1 protein-coding gene is annotated in these 2,726 nt (G+C 75.3%); it reads right to left on the bottom strand.

Going from position 1 to position 2,726, the window contains the following annotated elements; all coding sequences use genetic code 11:
• The coding region (locus tag BM237_RS28545; protein ID WP_139238208.1) for an acyltransferase domain-containing protein at positions 1 to 2,726 on the bottom strand (2,726 nt) is incomplete at both ends.

The raw sequence follows: 2,726 nt of genomic DNA, 5'->3' as shown, positions 1-2,726 counted from the left end.
CCCGGCACCACCGCCACCGCACCCCGCGTCACCACCACCAACGGCCCCTCACCACCACCGGACAAACGCCCCTGGACAGCCTCCAGAGCCCCGGCGGCCGCCTCATGAGCGGACACCACCGGATCGGAGTGCGCCGGCTTTGCCGACCACACAGTCATGTCGGACGCGGTAGCGCCTTCGGCGGTGGAGTCGTCGGCGGTGAAGGCCTGCCACTCGACGCGCAGCAGGGGCAGCCCCGCCCGGCCGGCCGCGCGCAGTGATTCCGTGTCCACCGGCCGGAGCGCGAGGGAGCCCACGGTGGCCACCGGCGCCCCGGTGGCGTCCGCCACGGTGACGGTCAGCTCGTTCCGCCCGGTCGCGCGCAGCCGGACCCGCAGGGACGCGGCCCCGACGGCGTGCAGCGAGACGCCGTTCCAGGAGAACGGCAGCACGCCCTCGTCGTGGTCGCCGCCGAGGGCGCCCAGCACCACCGGGTGCAGCGCCGCGTCCAGCAGGGCCGGGTGGAGTCCGAACTCGCCGGCCGTGGAGCGTTCCCCGGCGCCCAGTGCGACCTCGGCGTACACGTCGTCGCCGAGCCGCCAGGCGGCCCTCAGCCCCTGGAAGGCGGGGCCGTACTCGTAACCGTCGTCGGCGAGTCTGTCGTACGCCCCGGTGAGGTCCACCGGAGTCGCTCCGGTGGGAGGCCAGGCCTCGGGCAGTCCGGCCGCCGCCCCGGTCCGCGGTTCCCCGCGGACCGCCCCGGTGGCGTGGCGGGTCCAGGACCGCCCGGGCGTCTCCTCCTGGTCGTGCCCCCCGGCCTCGTCGGGCTGGGAGTGGACGGTCAGTGTGCGGCGTCCCTCGTCGTCGGCCTCGCCCACGGCGACCTGGAGGCGCACGGCGGCACGTTCGGGGAGCACCAGCGGCGTGAGCACGGTCAGGTCCTCGACGTGTCCGCAGCCGATCCGGCGGGCGGCCTCCAGCGCCAATTCCAGGAAGGCCGTGCCGGGGAGGAGGACGGTGCCGCCGACGGCGTGGTCGGCCAGCCACGGGTGGGTGCGCAGCGACAGCCGCCCGGTGAGCAGCAGTCCGTCGCCGTCCGCGGTGGGCACCGCCGCGCCCAGCAGCGGATGGTCGGCCGCGTGCAGTCCGGCCGCGGCCACATCGCCCGTCCGGGCGGCCGGTTCCAGCCAGTAGGACTGGTGCTGGAAGGGGTAGGTGGGCAGTTCGACGTCCGGTACGCCGCCACTGCCGGTGACCGCGGACCAGTCGACGCCCAGGCCGTGCACGTACCCCTCGGCGGCCGAGGTCAGGAACCGGGCCATGCCACCCTCGTCACGCCGGAGCGAGCCCAGCACGACGGCATCCCGCTCCGCCGCGCCCTCCGCCGCCCCGTCCTGCGCGGTGTCCTGTTCGGCGTCCTGTTCGGCGTCCTGTGCGGCGTCCTGTGCGGCGATGGTGTCCTGGAGCGCCATGGTGAGCACCGGGTGCGCACTGACCTCGATGAAGGTGCGGTGGCCGCGGGCGAGGAGGGCGCGCGTGGCCTCGTCGAAGCGCACCGGCTGCCGCAGGTTCCGGTACCAGTACTCCGCGTCGAGGTGCGAATCGTCCGGCTCTCCGCCGGTGACCGCGGAGAAGAACGGCACGACGGCGTCGCGCGGCTCGACCGGGGCCAGCAGGTCGAGCAGCCGTTCCCGGATGGCCTCGACGTGCGGTGAGTGCGAGGCGTAGTCGACGGGGATCCTGCGGGCGCGGACGCCGTCGGCCGTGCATTCGGCCAGCAGATCCTCCAGCGCCTCCGGGTCTCCGGACACCACGGTCGACCCCGGGCTGTTGACGGCGGCCACGGCCAGCCGGTCGCCCCACCGCCGGATGCGCCGTTCCGTCTCGCCGGCCGGCAGCGGCACGGAGACCATGCCGCCGGTGCCCGCGAGTTCGGCCAGTGCCCGGCTGCGCAGCGCGACCACGCGGGCGGCGTCCCGCAGCGAGAGCGCGCCCGCGACGCAGGCGGCGGCGATCTCGCCCTGGGAGTGGCCGACGACGGCGTCGGGGCGTACGCCCAGCGACTGCCACAGCGCGGCCAGGGAGACCATCACGGCGAAGAGCACGGGCTGGACCACGTCGACGCGGTCGTAGCCCGGCGCCTCCGGCTCGCCGCTCAGCACGTCGAGGAGGGACCAGTCGGTGAACTCGGCGAGCGCCGCGGCGCACTCGTGCATCCGTTCGCGGAACACCTGCGAGGTCTCCAGCAGTTCCAGCGCCATGCCGATCCACTGCGAGCCCTGTCCCGGGAAGACGAACACCGTGCCGCCGTCGCCTCCGGCGGTCCCGTGGACGGCTCCCGGGTGCGGCAGGCCCCCGGCCAGCGCGTCGAGTGCGTCCAGGAGGCCGGCGCGGTCCTGTGCGAGGACCACGGCGCGGTGGTCGAAGGTGGCACGGCCGGTGACGAGGGCGCGGGCGAGGTCGGCGGGGTCGAGGTCCGGTGACTGCGCGAGCAGGGCGCGCAGTTGCGCGGCGTGTTCACGCAGCGGCTGCTCGGCCCGTGCCGAGAAGGTCAGGGGCGGCACGCCCTGGACGGCGGGGGTGGTGTCCGGTCGTGGGTTCCGGTGGTGTTCGCCGGGCTCCTGCCGGTCCTCTTCGAGGATGAGATGGGCGTTGGTCCCGCTGATCCCGAACGAGGACACCGCCGCCCGCCGGGGGCGCCCCTCACCGGCCGACCACTCCACCGGCTCGGCCAGCACCCGCACCCC

It is taken from the genome of Streptomyces mangrovi (assembly GCF_900114215.1).
GTDB lineage: Bacteria > Actinomycetota > Actinomycetes > Streptomycetales > Streptomycetaceae > Streptomyces > Streptomyces barkulensis.
This window is presented reverse-complemented; position numbering and strand designations above follow the sequence as displayed.